At 70.8% G+C, this 14,720-nt stretch carries 15 protein-coding genes and 2 pseudogenes; 7 read left to right on the forward strand and 10 right to left on the reverse strand.

Annotated elements, in window-relative coordinates; genetic code table 11:
• The 5 genes and pseudogenes from L0P92_RS33345 to L0P92_RS33365 form a co-directional block, all read left to right on the forward strand.
• Positions 1-902, forward strand: a pseudogene (locus L0P92_RS33345) (histidine kinase); the annotation flags it as partial.
• Entirely contained in the window at positions 899-1,399 is a 501-nt protein-coding gene (locus L0P92_RS33350; protein WP_234766794.1) for a roadblock/LC7 domain-containing protein, read from the forward strand. The pseudogene L0P92_RS33345 and the gene L0P92_RS33350, both read left to right, overlap by 4 nt.
• Positions 1,399-1,827 carry a DUF742 domain-containing protein gene (locus L0P92_RS33355; protein WP_234766795.1) on the forward strand — a complete coding sequence of 143 codons (429 nt, stop codon included), beginning with the start codon at positions 1,399-1,401 and terminating at the stop codon, positions 1,825-1,827. The genes L0P92_RS33350 and L0P92_RS33355 overlap by 1 nt, the downstream gene beginning before the upstream one ends.
• Positions 1,808-2,458, forward strand: a complete 651-nt coding sequence (locus tag L0P92_RS33360; RefSeq protein ID WP_234766796.1) for a GTP-binding protein — start codon at positions 1,808-1,810, stop codon at positions 2,456-2,458. Before L0P92_RS33355 ends, L0P92_RS33360 begins: the two co-directional genes overlap by 20 nt.
• A 24-nt stretch (positions 2,459-2,482) precedes the next feature.
• Positions 2,483-3,736: a styrene monooxygenase/indole monooxygenase family protein gene (locus L0P92_RS33365; RefSeq protein ID WP_234766797.1), complete on the forward strand. Its 1,254-nt coding sequence runs from the start codon at positions 2,483-2,485 to the stop codon at positions 3,734-3,736.
• Here L0P92_RS33365 and L0P92_RS33370 read toward each other — a convergent pair.
• The 4 genes from L0P92_RS33370 to L0P92_RS33385 all read right to left on the reverse strand — a co-directional run bounded on the left by L0P92_RS33370 (position 3,654) and on the right by L0P92_RS33385 (position 7,005).
• Positions 3,654-4,808, reverse strand: a complete 1,155-nt coding sequence (locus L0P92_RS33370; RefSeq protein WP_234766798.1) for a C40 family peptidase — start codon at positions 4,806-4,808, stop codon at positions 3,654-3,656. The two genes, L0P92_RS33365 and L0P92_RS33370, sit on opposite strands and share 83 nt — an antisense overlap.
• A gap of 102 nt (positions 4,809-4,910) precedes the next feature.
• Positions 4,911-5,210 carry a DUF8847 domain-containing protein gene (locus L0P92_RS33375; RefSeq protein ID WP_505016552.1) on the reverse strand — a complete coding sequence of 100 codons (300 nt, stop codon included), beginning with the start codon at positions 5,208-5,210 and terminating at the stop codon, positions 4,911-4,913.
• Between the two features lie 10 nt (positions 5,211-5,220).
• Positions 5,221-5,865, reverse strand: coding sequence for a TetR/AcrR family transcriptional regulator (locus L0P92_RS33380; RefSeq protein ID WP_234766800.1), 645 nt, complete (start codon positions 5,863-5,865; stop codon positions 5,221-5,223).
• A 201-nt stretch (positions 5,866-6,066) separates the two neighbouring features.
• Positions 6,067-7,005 carry an AurF N-oxygenase family protein gene (locus tag L0P92_RS33385; RefSeq protein WP_234766801.1) on the reverse strand — a complete coding sequence of 313 codons (939 nt, stop codon included), beginning with the start codon at positions 7,003-7,005 and terminating at the stop codon, positions 6,067-6,069.
• Between the two features lie 126 nt (positions 7,006-7,131).
• On the opposite strand from L0P92_RS33385, the gene L0P92_RS33390 reads away from it, so the two are divergent.
• On the forward strand, positions 7,132-8,247 hold the full coding sequence (locus tag L0P92_RS33390; RefSeq protein WP_234766802.1) for a ferritin-like domain-containing protein: 1,116 nt from the start codon (positions 7,132-7,134) through the stop codon (positions 8,245-8,247).
• Here L0P92_RS33390 and L0P92_RS33395 read toward each other — a convergent pair.
• From L0P92_RS33395 to L0P92_RS33420, 6 genes are all read right to left on the reverse strand, one after another.
• Positions 8,244-8,774 carry a DUF3291 domain-containing protein gene (locus L0P92_RS33395; protein WP_234766803.1) on the reverse strand — a complete coding sequence of 177 codons (531 nt, stop codon included), beginning with the start codon at positions 8,772-8,774 and terminating at the stop codon, positions 8,244-8,246. The two genes, L0P92_RS33390 and L0P92_RS33395, sit on opposite strands and share 4 nt — an antisense overlap.
• 83 nt (positions 8,775-8,857) lie before the next feature.
• Complete coding sequence (locus L0P92_RS33400; RefSeq protein WP_234766804.1) at positions 8,858-10,333, reverse strand: penicillin-binding transpeptidase domain-containing protein; 1,476 nt, start codon at positions 10,331-10,333, stop codon at positions 8,858-8,860.
• On the reverse strand, positions 10,330-11,712 hold the full coding sequence (locus tag L0P92_RS33405; RefSeq protein WP_234766805.1) for an FtsW/RodA/SpoVE family cell cycle protein: 1,383 nt from the start codon (positions 11,710-11,712) through the stop codon (positions 10,330-10,332). Before L0P92_RS33405 ends, L0P92_RS33400 begins: the two co-directional genes overlap by 4 nt.
• Before the next feature lie 66 nt (positions 11,713-11,778).
• Positions 11,779-13,014 (reverse strand): ATP-binding protein, encoded by a 1,236-nt coding sequence (locus L0P92_RS33410; protein ID WP_234766806.1) that lies wholly within the window; start codon positions 13,012-13,014, stop codon positions 11,779-11,781.
• Positions 13,011-13,802 carry a hypothetical protein gene (locus L0P92_RS33415; protein ID WP_234766807.1) on the reverse strand — a complete coding sequence of 264 codons (792 nt, stop codon included), beginning with the start codon at positions 13,800-13,802 and terminating at the stop codon, positions 13,011-13,013. The genes L0P92_RS33410 and L0P92_RS33415 overlap by 4 nt, the downstream gene beginning before the upstream one ends.
• A gap of 92 nt (positions 13,803-13,894) precedes the next feature.
• A complete protein-coding gene (locus L0P92_RS33420) occupies positions 13,895-14,401 on the reverse strand; it encodes a protein-tyrosine phosphatase family protein (protein WP_217215387.1) in 507 nt (168 codons plus the stop codon).
• Between the two features lie 89 nt (positions 14,402-14,490).
• Between L0P92_RS33420 and L0P92_RS33425 the strand changes: the two are divergent.
• Positions 14,491-14,720: pseudogene (locus tag L0P92_RS33425) on the forward strand (hypothetical protein); the annotation flags it as partial.

A 14,720-nucleotide genomic window follows, 5' to 3' on the forward strand; every position in this document is an offset into this window, starting at 1 on the left:
ACCCCGACGCGCCCCCCACCTTCTCCCTCCCCGGCGCCGACGCCGAGGCCAACTCCAACATCCTCCACGGCCGCACCAAGCCCACCGACCCCTTGGTGGACCTCGCAGAACAGGCCGTACGGGAGACCTCCCAGAACCGGTCAACACCCCCCGCCCTCGAGCAGGAACGCGAGCACCCTGCCGAGACCACGATGGAACTCCTCCTCCCGCTACAGCCACCACCGGACCAGCCGACACCGGACGAGCTGCCGGCCGGCGGACCGACGGCCGATGCGCCGGTTGGCGCTGAGGTCGCGGGGCCAGGGTCCGGTGGTCCGACGTTTGGTGGGCTGGTGACCACCGAGCCCGCGACCGCGGAGTCCGCCGCCGAGCGCGGGCTGGTGACCACCGAGCCGGCGACCGCGGAGTCCGCCGCCGAGCGCGGGCCGGCGACCGCGGGGCCTGCCGCCGAGCGCGCGACGCCAGGGTCCGCCGTCGAGCCCGCGGCCCGCGAACACGGCATCGACGGACAACCCGCGGCCGCCGACGGCGAGACCGCCCCACAGGGGCCACCCGCACCCGACGACGATCGCCGCACGGGTGGTGCGGGTGGGAACGAAAACCCCGCCGAAGGCGAAGCCGAGGCGGAACACACCCGCACCCCGGACGAGGACCCCGTCACCGACAAGGGCCTCCCCAAACGCACCCCGAAGATCACCACCCCAGCCCAGGCCCCGCGCCAGCGGACCCGCAGCGTAGACGCCGAAGCCCTCCGCAGGAGACTCGGCGGCTTCCGCAGCGGAGCCCAGGCGGGACACCGCGACGTACAGGCGGAGATCGCCGAACAGACGGGCCAGAACCCGGCCCCGACAGCAGAATCCGAAGCAGCCACGGGGGGCACAGTCGAGGAGGCAAGCAGTTGACCGCGCCCAGTACCTTCGGACTGAGCAGTGAAGCCCGCAACCTGCACTGGTTGTTGACGAATCTGGTCGAGGAGGTGCCGGGCATCCAGTCAGTCGCGGTGGTCTCCTCCGACGGATTGCTCCTGCTCTCCTCTGACCACGCCCGAAACGCCGAGGCCAGGGAAGCCAGGACCGGCAAGCCCACCGGCCCACGAGGCTCCTCCGCCGACCTCGCCACCATCGTCTCCGGCATCGGCAGCCTCACCATCGGCGCCGCCAAGCTGATGCAGTTCGGCGGCGTGAAGCACACGATGGTCGCGATGGACGAGGGCAGCCTGTTCGTGATGTCCATCAGCGACGGCTCACTGCTCGGCGTGCACGGCTCCGCCGACTGCGACATGAGCGTCGTGGCCTACCACATGGCACTCTTCGTCGGCCGGGCCGGCCACGTGCTCACCCCCGAACTCCGCAGCGAGCTACGGAAGTCACTGGAGTCCGCCTCGGCAGGGAGCGCCTGATGAGCAACGCCCCGCACCACCGGCCCCAGCTCCCCGTCCGCGGCGGCGACCGCAAGCCCGCCCGTGTACGCCCCTACTCGCTCACCGGCGGCCGTACCCGCTTCGGCCACGTCCTCCTCGTGGAGACGTTCGTCGGCAGCACGGCCGCACTGGAGGCCGCCGAGGAGCGCAAGGAGCTGACGAACGGTTCCCTCTCCACCCGGGTGATGCCGGAGATGCGGGCCATCGTCGAACTGTGCCGCCGTATGCGCACGGTGGCCGAGATCGCCGCGCTGCTGAAGATGCCGCTCGGCGTGGTCCGGGTGCTCCTCAGCGACCTCGCGGACCAGGGAAAGATCCGTGTCTACGGCACCGGAACCGGCCACGGCACGGGCCGGCCGGAACGCGCGCTGCTGGAAAGGGTGCTGAGTGGACTCCGTCGTCTCTGACGCCGCTCGCGGTGTCTCCCCCCGCCCCGACTCGTTCCTCGTCGACGAGGGGCCCGAACAGCCCTGGCAGACGGACCGGACCCGGGCCCCTGTCGCCACGAAGATAGTGGTGGCGGGCGGCTTCGGCGTCGGCAAGACCACCCTGGTCAGCGCCGTCTCGGAGATCACACCCCTGCAGACCGAGGCGCTGATGACCGAGGCGAGCGAGGGGACCGACGACCTCACCTCGACGCCCGGCAAGCAGACCACCACCGTGGCCATGGACTACGGCCGCATCACGCTCGACGACGACCTGGTGCTCTACCTCTTCGGCACACCGGGCCAGCAGCGGTTCTGGTTCATGTGGGACGACCTGGTGCGCGGCGCGATCGGCGCGGTCGTCCTGGCCGACACCCGGCGCCTGAAGGACTGCTTCCCGGCGCTCGACTACTTCGAGAGCTGCGGACTGCCGTACGTCGTCGCGGTCAACCACTTCGACGACAGCGAGCTGTTCGAGCCGGAGGACGTCCGGGAGGCCCTGAGCGTCCCCGCGCACATACCTGTCATGATCATGGATGCGCGGCGGCGAATTTCGGCCATCGAGACCCTGTTGGCCCTGGTCCGGCACGCACTGGACGAAACCCCCGAGTAGAGCCGAGTAGGAGAACAGCCCCGGATGCGGAAGATACTCGTCGTCGGAGCCGGTCAGTCCGGACTCCAGATCGCCCTCGGACTCCAGTCGCACGGGTACGAGGTCACCCTGATGTCCAACCGGACGGCGGACGAGATCCGCTCCGGCCGGGTCATGTCCACGCAGTGCATGTTCGACACGGCATTGCGGCACGAGCGCGATCTCCAGCTGAACTTCTGGGAGTCCCAGGCCCCGAAGATCGAGGGACTCGGCGTCTCGGTGGCGGCCCCGGGTTCCTGGAGCGAGGGTCCGGCGGTGCGGGCGATCGACTGGCTCGGACACCTCGACGGGTTCGCGCAGTCGGTCGACCAGCGGGTGAAGATGGCCGGCTGGATGGAGACGTTCGCGCAGCGCGGCGGCCAACTGGTCATCCACGGCGCGGCGGTCGGCGACCTCGACTACTTCTCCCGTACCTACGACCTGGTGCTGGTGTCGGCCGGCAAGGGCGAGCTCGTCCAGATGTTCGAGCGGGACGCGGAGCGGTCCCCGTACAGCCGGCCGCAGCGCGCCCTGGCCGTGTCGTACGTCCACGGCCTCGGCCCGCGTCCGGAGCACCCGGACCAGGAGGCCGTGCGCTGCAACCTCGTCCCGGGTGTGGGCGAGCTGTTCGTCATGCCCACCCTGACGACGTCCGGGCGCGCGGACATCCTGTTCTGGGAGGGCATACCCGGCGGCCCGCTCGACGTCTTCGACGGCGTGAAGGACCCGGCGGAACACCTCTCCCTGACTCTGGAACTCATGGAGAAGTACGTCCCCTGGGAGTACGCGCGGGCCACCGGGGTCGAGCTCACGGACGCGGGCGGCGTGCTGAGCGGGCGGTACGCGCCGACCGTGCGCAACCCGATCGGGCGGCTGCCCGGCGGCGGGCTCGTGCTGGGGGTCGCGGACGTCGTCGTGGCGAACGACCCGATCACCGGACAGGGCTCCAACTCGGCCTCCAAGTGCGCGGCCGCCTACCTCGCCTCGATCGTCGAGCACGGGGAGAAGGAGTTCGACGAGGCGTGGATGCGCGCCACGTTCGATCGGTACTGGGCCACCGCGCAGCACGTCACCAAGTGGACCAACGCCATGTTGGCGCCGCCGCCGGAGCACATCCTGGGCCTCATCGGTGCGGCCGGACAGCTGCCGCCGGTCGCCGACCGGTTCGCCAACGGCTTCAACGACCCGGCTGACTTCGAGAACTTCTTCTACGATCCGGAGAAGACCGCGGCGTATCTCGCTGAGGTTTCTGGGACCTGACCTGCCGGTGGGCCTTCGAGGGCCCCTTCGGTCGTACGGCTCCCAGGACCGGGTTCGACGCGATCGGCGAGACCTTGATCTTCTCGCCGGTGCGCGGAGCCTGGATCACCTTGCCCTTGCCGACGTACAGAGCGACATGGGTGGCGTCCGGGAAGTAGACGACCAGGTCGCCGGGGCGCAGCTCGGTCAGCGGGATGCGGTGGAGCCGCGCCCACTGCTCCTGGCTCGTGCGCGGGATCGGCGTACCGGCGTGGGCCCAGGCCTCGGACGTCAGGCCTGAACAGTCGTACGACTTCGGGCCCTCCGCGCCCCACTTGTACGGCTTTCCCAGCTGCTTCCTGGCGTAGCGGATGGCGCGGCGGGCCTCGGAGGACGGTTTGTGGTCGTCCTTGGCCAGGGCGCCGGACGCCATGAAGGCCCGCTGGGCCTTGGCGATGCCGGTCTTCTCGAACTCGGCGAGGGCGTCCAGCTGGGCGGCGGTCAGGGACGCGAGGAGCTCCTCGACCTTCTTCAGGCGCTTCTTCACGGTGTCCCGGTCCTTCTTCTGCCGCTCCGCGAGGGCGACTCGTGCGTCGAGGGCCTTGCGGGCCTTGTGGGCGAGCTCGTCGGCCTTGCGTTCGGTGCCGGTCAGCCGGCCGACCGCCGCCGCGCGCTCGCGTGCCAGCAGGCCGATGACATGGCCCTGGTCCAGGGCGTGCTGGGGGTCGCGGGCCAGGAGCAGGTGTACGTACGGGGAGATGTCCGTGGTGTTCTGGTACTGCTGGCGGGCCAGGCGGCCGGCCGCGCCCCGGCTGTCGTGCAGGGACGCACGGGCGCGGGCCAGCGCGGCGTCCAGTCGGGCCACCTCGGTGCGCTGCTTCTTCAGCTTCTCCGCGGTGGCGTTGTAGGTCTCCGTGGCCTGTTCCGTCTGCCGGTACAGCCGCTGAAGGTCCGTCAGGAGGCTCGCAGTGGAGCGCTCCTGGGGGGCGGGGGACGACGGCTCGGGGGCCGCCGTCGCGGGCGCCGGGGCCGATGCGAGGATCGTGGCGGCCGACGCCGCCGTACACGCCAGACGCAGAAGCCTTCCTGACACGTCATCACCTCCGGTGCGGAGAGGATCTCTGCTCCGCATCGCGAGCCTTAGCCCGATACGAGGTGTTCGCGCGGTGGGTGTGCTCGGGTCGGCGGAGCCCGATCACTCGTTCGTGTCGTGTGGCTTGCCCCGCGGCGTGGTGTCCGGCTTGGACCACGGCCAGTTCAGCCGGCGGGTCTGCCTGCCCTCGGGGTCGTACTCGTACTTCCAGCGCTGGGACAGGCCCATGCGGCCCGGGGTGCGCGGTACGCGGTGGTAGACGAGGACCGTGGGCGGGCCGCCGTGCGGGTCGGGGACCGGGACGCGGTACGTCCTGGGCGGGTGGCCGGTGATGCCCAGGAGCACGGGCAGGACGCGGCCGTCCAGGGGGCCGCCCTCGAAGGGGGTGTCTTCGCTCTTCACGGCACCAGTGTCAGCCATCCACCGCGAGCTTCTCGGCCAGGGCGGCGGTCTGCGGGTCCCGGCTCGCGGTGACGGCGAGCGCGGCGGCGAACTGGTCGACCAGCCAGTCCCGTAGTTCCTCCACGGGCGGCTGCTTCTCCTCGTCGAGCCAGATCAGGGACGCCGCCTCGACCGCGGTGATCCACATGCGGACGGTCATACGCAGGTGGCGGCCGGGGTCGGTGACCTCCAGGTGGCTGAGGATGTGCTCGGCCGCGGCGCGGCGGACTCCGTCCACTATGGCGGTGGTGCGGGAGGTCTCCACGACGCTGCCGCCCTGGAGGAGGGCGCTGAAGCCGGTGTCGTGCTCGTCGACGAAGGTGAGGTAGCGGTCGAGGGCGCGGGAGAGGCGGGGAAGGAGGGGGCCTTCGCGGGGTTCGTCGAAGCAGTGCTGGAGCTCTTCGGCGGCCGAGCGGAGGGCGGCCTCGTAGAGCTGTTGCTTGCCGCCCGGGAAGTACCGGTACACCAGGGGCCGTGACACCCCGGCCGCCTCCGCCACGTCGTCGAGGGAGACGTCCTCGGGGGTGCGGTGGGCGAAGAGTTTCAGCGCGGCGTCGAGGAGCTGACTGCGGCGCTCCTCGACGCTGAGGCGGCGGTAGGCCGGGGCGGCGGACATGGGAAGAAGCCTAGTCGCCGTGGGGGTGCGGATCGCCGGCGACTGCGGGTGCGTTGTGGCTGGTCGCGCAGTTCCCCGCGCCCCTGGGTCGGCCGGCGCCGCCTTAGCTGCGGGCAATCGTGCCGCCTAGGGCGGCACGGGTGGGCGCAGGCGGCACCCCCTCAGCGCGGGCGAGCGTCCCGACCCCGCGCCGGCCCTCACTCACGCCAGCAGGCCCGACGACCTCCACAGCCGACGCCCGACCCCCCGCAGCACCCCGATGTCGTCCAGGAAGTCCGTCAGTTTCTTCGCCCCCGTCTGCATGACCTCCCGGCGGTGGCCGCTCGCCTTCACCTGGGCCAGGGCCTCCCGCTTGTCGAGGCCGACGTTCGTGTACACCTCGGGGTTGACGAAGGCGACGGAGAACACCCGGGCGAACTCACCGGAGGTGACGCGCGTGAACTCCTGGGACCACTTCGGGGCCGTCACCATCTGCCGCCGGAGTTCTTCACGGGCGTAGCGGACGTGGCGGGCCTCCTCGACCACGTGGATGCGGGTGACACCGCGGATGAGGGTCTGGACCCGCTCGTCCGGGAAGGTCAGGCGCTGCATCCAGTCGAGGACCTCCTCACCGAGGAGGGTGGCGGTGAAGGAGCCCGGGGTGGTGGAGATCGTCTTGAAGAGGCGGCCGAGGGTCTGGTGTGCGCGGCTGACCGGGTACCACGGGGTGTCACCGTGGGAGATCAGGCGGGCGAACATCTTGGAGTGGCGGCACTCGTCCTCGATCTCGGTGAGGGCGTACCGGACGTGGGCGCTCGTCGCCGCCTTGTCGTAGATGTGGCGCACCAGGAGCTGCATGAGGATGATCTCGAACCAGATGCCCAGGGAGGCGAGCGCGGCGGCCTCGTGCTGGGAGAGGAGGATGCGCTGCTCCTCGCTCATCCGCTTCCACAGAGGCGTGTCGTAGAGCGAGACCAGCTCCGGGGGCCAGAACCACTTGCCCTCCTCGAAGGGCGCGTCCCAGTCCAGCTCCTTGTCGGGGTCGAAGGAGTGCTTGGCGGAGGAGACCAGGAGGCGCTCGGCCACCTGTTCGCGGTCCTTGAGCAGGCCGAGCGCGTCGCGCAGTCCGTCGAGCGCGTCGGCTTCCGTCAGGGTCGTCATCGGTCGCTCACCTCAGTTACCGGGGGTACGTCGTCCGCGTCTTATGAGACTGCTTGTCAGCAAGACCGTCAATCCCCTGTGCGGGACTTGTTGACCGCTCGTCCATCGCGTGTGAGCCTGCGGGGCATGCCGACCTTTGACCTGTACGCCAACGAACCGGGAGAGCCTCTCTGGCAGGTGCCTGCGGCCGGTGCGGCCCGTTTCAGCTGGGAGTACGACGACGGGCGTGAGCGACTGCTGGCCCTGTACCAGAAGGGCAAGGACAAGCAGTGGGACGGGCAGCTCAGGATCGACTGGGACCTGGAGGTCGACCCGTGCGACGCGCTCGGCACGCCCGAGGAGGCGATGGCCCTGTACGGGACGTCGTACTGGGCGAAGATGAGCGAGCGCGAGCGGGGCGAACTGCGCAAGCACTACGCCTCCTGGCAGTTCAGCCAGTTCCTCCACGGTGAGCAGGGCGCGATGATCTGTGCGGCGCGGATCGTCGAGTCGGTGCCCGACATGGACGCCAAGTTCTACTCGGCGACCCAGACGATGGACGAGGCGCGGCACGCCGAGATCTACGGGCGCTTTCTGCACGAGAAGATCGGGATGCTCTATCCGATCAACGACAATCTCCAGGCCCTGCTGGGGGACACCCTGCGGGACAGCCGGTGGGACATGCCGTATCTCGGTATGCAGGTGCTGATCGAGGGGCTGGCGCTGGCCGCCTTCGGGATGATCAGGGACACCACCACCAAGCCGCTGCCCAAGCAGATCCTGGCGTATGTGATGCAGGACGAGGCTCGGCATGTGGCCTTCGGGCGGATGGCGCTGAGGGACTACTACAAGCAGTTGACCGATGCCGAGCTTCGTGAGCGTGAGGAGTTCGTCATTGAGGGCTGCTATCTGATGCGCGACCGGCTGCGGGGTGTCGAGGTCCTGGAGAACTTCGGCATTCCGAAGGCGGAGGCCGAGGAGATCAGCGAGCGGTCGGAGTTCCTGCAGTTGTTCCGGCGGCTCCTCTTCTCACGCATCGTTCCCTGCGTGAAGGACATCGGGCTGTGGGGCACGCGCCTTCAGCAGGCCTACGTGGACATGGGCGTCTTCGAGATGGGCGACTCGAATCTGGATCTGCTGATGGCCCAGGACGAGGAGATCGCCGACAAGCTGGACGCCGAGCGGTTCGCCGTCGAGGAGCGGGAGCGGGTCGCCGAGGTGGGGCAGGCCATCAAGGAGGGGGAGGGGGCGGGCGAGGCCTAGGCCGAGCAGCCCAGGCCGTCCGGCACCTCGCCGAGCACCGGCTCCGCACCCTGCGGCGGGAACGACGTGCGCAGCGTGAAGGCGTACGGCGTCGGGCCGTTCGTACGGAGGTGGAGCAGACCGGACTCCGCCTCGGCGACCGTCGGGCGGTGGCCCGCCGGGACCCACCACAGCGCCGTCATCGCCTCCTGCACCCGCTCGAACCACTCCCGCCGGCGAGCCAGCATCTCGCGGTGGCGGCCCTGGTACATGTACGCGGTCAGGGCGTTCGTGTCACGCCACATCGTCAGGTTGATGATCAGCCACTCGTCGCCGAACACGCTCACGTCGGTCGCGTCACCGGAGTCGCCCTTCAGCCGCCAGACGAAGCCGTCGGCGGCCTCGGCGTCGGCGTTGACGGGGTCGAGGTTGTCGACGAAGTCCTTCAACTGCGGTGAGTCCAGCGGGGCCTTGAGGCGGCCGATGTTGACCTGGGCGAGTTCGTAGGCGGCGTCCGAGGGGCCTTCCGAGGCGGCTGATGTAGTCATGGACCGAACGATAGGTCGGGGCGGCCGGGAGGCCCAGGGGATATCTCAATACGCGGGCGCTCCAGGGCGGAACTCCGCGCGCGTCAACGGCCTTCCTTCGAGGGCGAGTTCAGCACCGCCTCCATCACCGCCCGCGCGATCGGCGCAGCGTCCCCGCCGCCGCTGATGTCACCCCGGTCGGCGTCCGCGTCCTCCACCACGACGGCGACGGCGACCTTGGGCTCCAGGTCCGTGTCGCCCTTCGCCCAGGAGACGAACCAGGCGTACGGCGTCCCGGAGTTGCCGAGGCCGTGCTGGGCCGTGCCGGTCTTGCCGCCGACCGTCGCACCGGGGATCCAGGCGTTCGAGCCGGTGCCCTCGCGCACCACGTCCACCATGAGTTCCTTGAGGAGTACGGCCGTCGAGGGCCGCATGGCCTGCCGCGCGGGGCGCGAGCCGCCCGTGGACACCGTGGAGCCGCCCGCCCGGGTCGTGCGCTCGACCAGATACGGCGGGCGCACCTGACCGCCGTTGGCCACGGCCGCCGCGACCATCGCCATCTGCAGCGGTGTGGCACGGGTGTTGTACTGGCCGATCGACGACAGGGCGAGCTGGGCCTTGTCCACCTTCGTGTCGAAGGTGCTCTCGGCGACCGAGTACGGGATCTTGAGGTCCGCGTCGTTGAAACCGAAGGCCTCCGCCGTCTTCGCCATCCGGTCCACGCCGACCTTGACCCCGAGCTTGGCGAACACCGTGTTGCACGACCACTCGAACGCCTTGCGCAGCGGCACGTCCTTGCAGCCCTTGGACTCGTTCGTGAGAGAGGTCCTGGTGCCCGGCAGGGTGTACGGGTCCGGGGAGTCGGTCGGCTCGTCCAGGTCCTCGATCACACCCGAGTCCAGGGCCGCTGCCGCCGTCAGCACCTTGAAGGTCGAACCCGGCGGATACGTCTTGCGCGCCGCCCGGTTGAGCATCGGCTTGTCCGGGTCGCGGTTCAGCGTCGCCCAGGACCGGGCCACCGCCGAACGGTTCCCGGACAGCACCGACGGGTCGTACGACGGGGCGGACACCAGCGCCAGGATGCGGCCCGTCGCCGGCTCCACCGCCGCCACCGCGCCCTTGCGCCCCGCCAGACCCTCGTACGCCGCCCGCTGCGCGGCCCCGCGGAGCGTGGTCACGACGTCGCCGCTGGGATACCGGTCGCGGGCGGAGCCGTTCCACAGGGGGAAGGGCGAGAGCAGAGGGTCGGTGCCCGACAGGACGCCGTCCTCGGAGTGCTCCAGGAGGGTCGTGCCGTACACCTGGGAGGCGAAGCCGGTGACCGGCGCGTACATCGGGCCGTTCGTGTACGTCCGTTCGTAGCGCAGCGGCTCGCGGGTGTCGCGGGATCCGGTGACCGGGGCGCCGTCGACCAGGATGTCGCCGCGCGGCTGGCCGTAACGGGAGATCGTGGTGCGGCGGTTGGCGATGTTGTCGTCGTAGGACGAGGCCTCGAAGACCTGGATGCGGGTGGCGTTCACGAGCAGCGCGACCAGCAGTACGGCGCAGAAGAAGGCGGCGTGCCGGATGTGCCGGGTCATCGGGCCGCCTCCTCACCCTTGGGCACGCCGAGCCGGCTGCGCGCCCGGTCGCTCACCCGGATCAGCAGCGCCACGATCGCCCAGTTGGTCACCACCGACGAACCTCCCTGCGCCAGGAACGGCATCGCCATGCCGGTCAGCGGGATCAGCCCCGTCACCCCGCCCGCGATGACGAACACCTGGAGCGCCACGATCGAGGCGAGCCCCACCGCGAGCAGCCGGCCGAAGGGGTCGCGCAGCGCGAGGCCCGCCCGGTAGCCGCGCTCCACCAGCAGGCCGTAGAGAAGGAAGATCGCGGACAGGCCGGCCAGGCCCAGTTCCTCCCCGGCCGTCGCCAGGATGAAGTCCGACTTGGCCGCGAAGCCGATCAGGATCGAGTGGCCGTTGCCAAGACCGGTGCCGAGCATGCCACCCGCCGCGAACGCGAACAGCGACTGGGACAGCTGGTTCGGGCCCTCGCCCGCCTCGATCGACGCGAACGGATGCCGCCAGTCCTCGACCCTGCCGTGCACATGCGGCTCCAACTGCCCGACGGCCACCGCGCCGAGCGCCGCGAGCAGCAGACCGAGCGCGATCCAGCCGGTGCGGCCGGTGGCGACGTAGAGAAGGACCACGAACAGGCCGAAGAACAGCAGGGAGGTGCCCAGGTCCCGTTCGAGGACCAGTACGCCCACGCTCAGCAGCCAGATGGCGACGATCGGGCCGAGGACACGGCCGGTGGGCAGCTGCAGTCGGTCGATGCCGAGGACACGGCGGCCCGTGTACGCCAGCGCGCTGCGGTTGGCGGCCAGATACGCCGCGAAGAACACCGCCAGCAGCACCTTCGCGAACTCGCCGGGCTGGATGGAGAATCCGGCGATCCGGATCCAGATGCGGGCGCCGTTCACGGAGGGGAAGAAGATCGGCAGCGTGAGCAGCACGAGCGCGGCGACGACACAGACGTAGGAGTAGCGCTGCAGGACGCGGTGGTCGCGCAGCAGCAGGACGACCACGATGAACAGGGCCACGCCCAGCGTGGACCACACGAGTTGGGCGGGCGCCGCCAGATCGTCCGGGGTCTCCAGGTCCAGCCGGTAGATCAGGACCAGACCGAGTCCGTTGAGCAGCACGCCGATCGGCAGCAGCAACGGGTCGGCGCAGGGGGCGCGCAGCCGCACCGCCAGATGAGCGACCAACGCCAGTACGCCGAGCCCGGCGCCGTAGCCGGCGGCGCCGGGCGGGACGGTGCCGTGCCAGGAGATACCGACCGCGCAGTAGCCGTACACGGAGAGCAGGACGGCCACGACGATCAGGGCCAGTTCGATGCCACGGCGCCGGGGGAGACGTACGGCGGGAGCGGGTGTGTCCGCTGCCACCAGGGTGGTTCCGGCCTTGGTCATGTCCGGAACTTACCCAATTAGTCCGTCTTGTGTGCCTTATGGCTCGGCGTCAGCGTGGCTTGTGCGCTAGCGAAGCTCCAGCGTCGCGACCGCACCGCCGTCCGCCGCATTGGCGAACGTCAGCCGAGCCCCGAGCACCTCCGCCTGCCCCAACGCGATGGTCAACCCCAGCCCATGCCCCTTGGCCCCGCCCTCCGTACGGAACCTCTGCGGCCCGTGCGCGACCAGATACTCCGGATAGCCCACGCCGTGATCCCGCACCGTCACCACCGGCCCGTCCACCGTCAGGGACACCGGCCCCCGCCCGTGCTTGTGCGCGTTGGCCACCAGATTCCCCAGCACCCGCTCCAGCCGCCGCCGATCGGTCTCCACGACGACGTCCCGCACGACGACGACCTCGGTCTCGGTCCCGGACGCCCGGACAACCCGCTCCGCCAGCGCCGCGAGCGGCTCGGTGTCCAGTTCCGACCGCTCCCGCCCGGTATCCAGCCGCGAGATCTCCAGCAGATCCTCCGTCAGCGTCCGCAACGCGGCCACCCGGTCCCGCACCAACTCCGTCGGCCGTCCCGCCGGCAGCAGCTCGGCCGCCGCGTGCAGCCCGGTCAGCGGCGTACGCAGCTCGTGCGCGACATCCGCGGTGAACCGCTGTTCGGCGAGCAGCTTGCTCTGCAGCGACGACGCCATGGAGTCCAGGGCGGCGGCGACGGCGGCCACCTCGTCCTGCGGGCGGGTCGGATCCTTCGTACGGGGATCGTCGACCCGCGCGTCCAGGTCGCCCCCGCTGATCCGCCGGGCCACCCGGGCCGTGGCGTGCAGGCGGCGCGTCACCCGCGTCACCGCGAACGCGCCCACCAGCAGCGTCGCCCCGATCGCCAGCCCCGACGACCACAGGATCGCCCGGTCGAGACCCTCGATGGTGCGGGCCTGCTGCGAGTAGTCGACCTCGACCGCGAGCGCCCGGGAGCCGTCGGCCGGCCCCGCCGCCCACATCGTGGGCCGCCCCCGGTACTCGGCGACCATCGTGCCGCGCTCCCCGGCGACGGCCAGCTCCCGCAGGGAGTCCGGCAGCTCCGGTGGGTCGACGGCGACCCCGCGCCGCAGGGCGTCGCCGGCCTCGAACGCCGCCGTCGCGTCCTCCAGCCGGGACAGCGCGAGCTCGCGGGCCTGGCCGACGGTCTGGTTCGTCACCGACACGTGCACGAGGACGCCGAGCAGCGCGGCGAGCGCGCAGCACATCACCGTGATGAAGACGGCGGCCTTCACGGCCAGCGTGCCCGCCCACTGGGGGAGCCCGAGCCTCATGGGGTGCTCACCGAGGGGGAGGCCGCACCGGAGCCGGACGGCGAGGCGGAGCGTGCCGGGGAGGCGGAGTGGGACGGCGAAGCCGAGTGCGACGGCGAGGGGCTGGGCGTCTTCTTCTTGCGCGGGCCGGTGCGCAGCATCTCGTCGTGCGTGAGCAGCATCGCCTTCTGGTCCGCGTCCCAGGTCCACTGGAGCCGGTACTCGTAGCCGGCCACCTCCGACGGCGACCGTATGATCACCGACCGCCGGGCCAGCTCGACGGCGCTGACGGCGTCGTCCCAGCTCATCACCTGCACCAGCCGGTCCTTCTCCACGGTGTAGACGCGCACCGCGGTCGTCTTGCCCGGCATCAGCCGGAACCCCAGCGTCAGCTCGGGCCGCCCGTCGCCGGTCAGATCCCGGTAGTACGGCCGCAGCACCGGGCACTTCCCGTGCCCCGCACCCTTGGCGCAGTCGGCCATCAGCCGCCCGGTGTCGCGGTACGGCGCGTCGTCGCCCTCGTAGTCCCCCGGGCTCTTGGCGATCTCCTTGCGGACGACCAGCACAGGGTCCACGTCACGAAGATCACCGCCGGGGACGGTGACACCCTTGACGACCTCCCGGTTCACCTCGCCGATCTCATAGGCGGGGCGGGACGCCGGCGTCAGCCTCGGCCAGAGCTTGTCCGGGCTGACCGCGGTCTCGGTCGGGCCCGCGCCCTGGAGCTCCCCGGCGTCACCGCAGGCCGTCGCCGCCGCCAGCAGCAGGGCGACAAGCGCGGCGATGCGCGTGGGGCGGCTGCGGGGCACGGTTCTCCTGGGGCTCGGGGCGGTGTCGGCCCGTACACACTATTCGGACGGAAGTCCTTTTTGCGCACCCGGTGGGCGGACGGGCGATACGGCTACTCGGCGAGCTCTTCGAGGAGCCGGGCGGTCGACAGACCGGCTCGGAGGTAGTCGACGAACAGCTCGTTGTGCAGGGCCCACGGAGAGCGGCGGGAGCGTATCAGCCGGATCGCCTGCTCGGGGGAGCGGCTCCGGCGGGTCAGGGCGTGGGCGACGACCAGCCCCGAGCGGTTGTACCCGTGATAGCAGCGCACGAGCACCCTGCGTCCCTCGTCCAGCGCCTCGCACGCCGCCTCGGCCAGCCGTATCACCCCGGCGAGCTGGGTCCCGTCCAGCGGCCCGTCGGGGATCGGCCACACATGGTGCTCGACGCCGGGATCCGGCCCGTGCCCGGGCAGGCGCAGCAGCGTCTGTACGAGATCGAACTGGTCCCGTACGACCGCGAACTCCAGTTGCCCCGACTGCCCACGGAACTCGTGCCCGCCCATCCACAGGCCGGGCTCGATCTCGCTCCACGGGCTGTCCGGAGCCGGTACGTCGGGTTGCTTCCTGCGGGTACGCAACGGCGCCTCCCCCAACTCCTCTCAAAGGTAACCGGGTTCTTGCCCCCGCAGCACCCCGCCTGTTCCCATGGTCAGTGGGGTGATGGTGCATGAGTGGACTGCGCGTCATACCGACCTGGCGACACGGCCAGGAACGGCTCTACGTCTGCCTCGAGGACGGGCGGAACATCGCCTGGTACGACCGTGAGGCGGCCCGGATCAACCTGCTCTCCGCCGACCGCGAAGAGGATGTGCTGGAGGCCCTCGGGCGAGGGCGAAGCGGGCCCGCCCGGGGGGGCCGGGGGGGGGGGGCGGGGCCAGCACCGCGATGGGGGGGGGG

It is taken from the genome of Streptomyces muensis, from assembly GCF_021474425.1.
GTDB classification, from domain to species: domain Bacteria; phylum Actinomycetota; class Actinomycetes; order Streptomycetales; family Streptomycetaceae; genus Streptomyces; species Streptomyces muensis.

What these genes read in the sequence shown, in the direction of transcription:
- L0P92_RS33355 (WP_234766795.1), top strand. Translation starts at nt 1,399, where the DNA reads ATGAGCAACGCCCCGCACCACCGGCCCCAGCTCCCCGTCCGCGGCGGC.
- L0P92_RS33395 (WP_234766803.1), bottom strand. Translation starts at nt 8,774, where the DNA reads ATGACTACATCAGCCGCCTCGGAAGGCCCCTCGGACGCCGCCTACGAA.
- L0P92_RS33390 (WP_234766802.1), top strand. Translation starts at nt 7,132, where the DNA reads ATGCCGACCTTTGACCTGTACGCCAACGAACCGGGAGAGCCTCTCTGG.
- L0P92_RS33400 (WP_234766804.1), bottom strand. Translation starts at nt 10,333, where the DNA reads ATGACCCGGCACATCCGGCACGCCGCCTTCTTCTGCGCCGTACTGCTG.
- L0P92_RS33410 (WP_234766806.1), bottom strand. Translation starts at nt 13,014, where the DNA reads ATGAGGCTCGGGCTCCCCCAGTGGGCGGGCACGCTGGCCGTGAAGGCC.
- L0P92_RS33385 (WP_234766801.1), bottom strand. Translation starts at nt 7,005, where the DNA reads ATGACGACCCTGACGGAAGCCGACGCGCTCGACGGACTGCGCGACGCG.
- L0P92_RS33405 (WP_234766805.1), bottom strand. Translation starts at nt 11,712, where the DNA reads ATGACCAAGGCCGGAACCACCCTGGTGGCAGCGGACACACCCGCTCCC.
- L0P92_RS33365 (WP_234766797.1), top strand. Translation starts at nt 2,483, where the DNA reads ATGCGGAAGATACTCGTCGTCGGAGCCGGTCAGTCCGGACTCCAGATC.
- L0P92_RS33380 (WP_234766800.1), bottom strand. Translation starts at nt 5,865, where the DNA reads ATGTCCGCCGCCCCGGCCTACCGCCGCCTCAGCGTCGAGGAGCGCCGC.